This window comes from Bartonella sp. TT110JLCBS, assembly GCF_042193405.1.
GTDB lineage: Bacteria > Pseudomonadota > Alphaproteobacteria > Rhizobiales > Rhizobiaceae > Bartonella.
Window position 1 is genome coordinate 1 of sequence record NZ_JBHILT010000071.1, and the last position, 2,543, is coordinate 2,543.

Annotated in this window: 5 protein-coding genes; all 5 read right to left on the minus strand. The window is 38.7% G+C overall.

Annotated features, from left to right (window positions below):
• Nucleotides 1–242, minus strand: a 242-nt coding sequence (locus tag ACFILW_RS09380) for a VirB8/TrbF family protein (protein WP_375685660.1), incomplete at its 3' end; no start/stop codon positions are given.
• On the minus strand, nucleotides 239–526 hold the full coding sequence (locus ACFILW_RS09385) for a type IV secretion protein VblB7 (RefSeq protein WP_375612434.1): 288 nt from the start codon (nucleotides 524–526) through the stop codon (nucleotides 239–241). The genes ACFILW_RS09385 and ACFILW_RS09380, both read right to left, overlap by 4 nt.
• Nucleotides 513–1,463 (minus strand): type IV secretion system protein, encoded by a 951-nt coding sequence (locus ACFILW_RS09390; RefSeq protein ID WP_375685662.1) that lies wholly within the window; start codon nucleotides 1,461–1,463, stop codon nucleotides 513–515. The genes ACFILW_RS09385 and ACFILW_RS09390 overlap by 14 nt, the downstream gene beginning before the upstream one ends.
• A 57-nt stretch (nucleotides 1,464–1,520) precedes the next feature.
• Complete coding sequence (locus ACFILW_RS09395) at nucleotides 1,521–1,856, minus strand: EexN family lipoprotein (RefSeq protein ID WP_375637935.1); 336 nt, start codon at nucleotides 1,854–1,856, stop codon at nucleotides 1,521–1,523.
• Between the two features lie 21 nt (nucleotides 1,857–1,877).
• Nucleotides 1,878–2,543: type IV secretion system protein (locus ACFILW_RS09400; protein WP_375685664.1), on the minus strand; the 666-nt coding region annotated here is incomplete at its 5' end.

Here is a 2,543-nt window from a genome sequence, read left to right on the forward strand (position 1 = left end):
CCTTCTTTTAAGGCTTCTACGACTTCAGTGATGCCGGTTGAATTATCAACGCGGATGACAAAAGGTTCTACGGTTTTAAGGGGCGTGAGGGTGATGACCGCGAGAGAAGACATTATTGCAACAGCAACCGCGATACCGGCGATTGCAAGCGAGATGCGGGTGGTGCGGCGTGAGGCGAGCATGCGATCTTGATCGAACGAGCGTGCTTCAGCAATATATTGTTCTACGGCGTTTTCTTTCATGCTTTTTGCCCGCAATTTTTGTAAGACTTCATTTCTTCGTCCGTTAATTTTTGTGCCAAAAGCGTTTCAAGTTTGCTCTCTTTCACAGATGATTGTGTATTGCCACTTATAATAATAGGTCTTGGAGTGGGCTTCTTCCCTTCCCAATTCCACATTGATCTGTTGAGTGGACGTTTAGAATATCCATCACACTTTGGGAGTGATTTCAGCGTGTTTGATGAAGACATACAGCCACTAAGAAAGAGAAATGGCAAGATTATCCAAATTTTTTTAACTCCCCGCATTTGTAGTATTACCTCCTCTAAATTTTGATGCCAAACCTCTTAGACCGCTAACACCAGAACGAGCGGCTGCAAGAGCACCACGTCCAGCTGCTCTACTAGAATGGTGAGCTAAATGTGTTGATCCTGCAAGAGCTGCTCCTCCAGAAGCTAAAGCAGAGGCAATTCCGGGTAAATGGATAAAAAGATAAATTCCACCAATGCCAATAACCAAAAATTGAAGTACAGAAAACATGATATCTGTAAGGTCACCTGAAAGTATGTCCATTGCAAGACTTACATACACGTTACCAAGCAACACGACTAATACTTGCAAAATGATGAAGTTTGCCAATTGACCTAACCACGCTTCTGTAAAACGTCTTGTCGCTGAAAATAGACCAAAACCTATAAATATTGGTCCCACTGATATGACAAGAAATGATCCAAATTTAGCAAATATTGTGACGATAAAACCAATGGTGCAAAAAATCCCAGCAATCACTAAACAGATTAAACCAGCAATCCAGTTAACAATATACGTACCAACTTCAGTCCATCCGTTGTATTTATTTGCTGCGTCAAAGGCGTGCGCATAAGCATTTTGTATCATATTGTCCCAGACATTCTTATCAGAAATTGCACCTTGCGTAGCATTTGAAATGGCATTCGGCAGATCCGTGAAAAATATATTTGTGATCCATGTGTTATAGTTAGCGGCATTTGTGGCGAGTGTAACGATGATGCCAAGTTTGAAAGTTGTCGCTATAAAATCCCACAATGGCATAGAAGACCGCCCATAGATAATATTGTAACCTATAAATGCTATATATATTGTACAAGCTGCTGTAAGAGGAGCAGATAAAGCGCCTGAAAGATTGCTAATAGATTTACCCATTATATTTGTAAGAGAATTCATTAAACGATCATCTATTGTGGTAAATATATCCTTTGTTACCATTGAATATCCATTTTATAATTTTTTTAATACTTTTATTTCTGATTGTTATAATAATTTTTATGGATCGAAATTGTTTTCGCTTTTTTCTTTAGCTCTCCTTTTTTCATATTCAGCTTTTCTCTTAGCTGCTTCTTCTTGTTGTTTTTTCTCAAATTCTTCTCTACGTTTACGATTTTCTTCGTCAATTTTTGCCCGACGTTCTTCATGAATTTGATGATCGGCTAATCGTGCATTTTGACAGTTTTTCGAATTTCCTGTAAATCCACATCTCACCGCCCATTCTTTAAGTAAATTTTCATCTTTCTTAAAATCTTCTACACTGTAGGTTTTTTCACATCCAGCGGTGATCAGCCCTGTGCTAAGTAGTAGTGCTGCGATAATAACTTTGTTCATGATTAAGTCCCTCTTTAACTTTTAATGACCGCGAAGTTGATTTGCATAATCTTGGTATCTTTTACTAGCTTCTTCTCTAATCCGTATGGCTTCAGCTTCAGATTGAGCTTGTTGAACCATAGAAGTAGCTTGAGTTTGTAAAGCCTCTGCTTGTAATATTGCTTGTATAGCTGCTAATTGTGTTTGAGCATCTTGAACTTCAGCAGCGGTTTTAGCATTTTTGAGTTTTTCAATAATCTTACTAATGGCTTCTTTCTTTTTATCGGCATCTTCGTAAACAGCTTGCCCTGTTGCTGCTTGTCCTACATTGCGATTGTGCAATTTTTCCACTTCTTGCTTGTAAAAGGCATCAACGGCTTCTTTTGATCCACTACCACCCGATGGTTCTTTATATAAAAGTTTTTCCTTCCATTTTTCAGTGTTTCCGCTACCACCCCCGGTGCCATCTATTGATTGTTCTAAATGATTAAAATCAGAGGGGAGAGCAGCATTATTCCCTTGTTTGTTGAGCAATTCTTGAAGAGCGGATAAATCAGGTTTTCCATTTAAGGAACTATATAATTGTTTCGCTTGATCGAGTTGGCTCTTTAATTGGTCAAGCTGTTGTCTGCCTTGTTGAATTTGTTCTTGCAATTTGTTAAGTTGTTGTGTGCCTTGCTGGACTTGTTTCATTATTTGTCCTACAGC

Bases quoted from the DNA above. Each gene is read 5' to 3' on its own strand.
- ACFILW_RS09385 (WP_375612434.1), bottom strand. From the start codon at position 526: ATGCGGGGAGTTAAAAAAATTTGGATAATCTTGCCATTTCTCTTTCTT.
- ACFILW_RS09390 (WP_375685662.1), bottom strand. From the start codon at position 1,463: ATGGTAACAAAGGATATATTTACCACAATAGATGATCGTTTAATGAAT.
- ACFILW_RS09395 (WP_375637935.1), bottom strand. From the start codon at position 1,856: ATGAACAAAGTTATTATCGCAGCACTACTACTTAGCACAGGGCTGATC.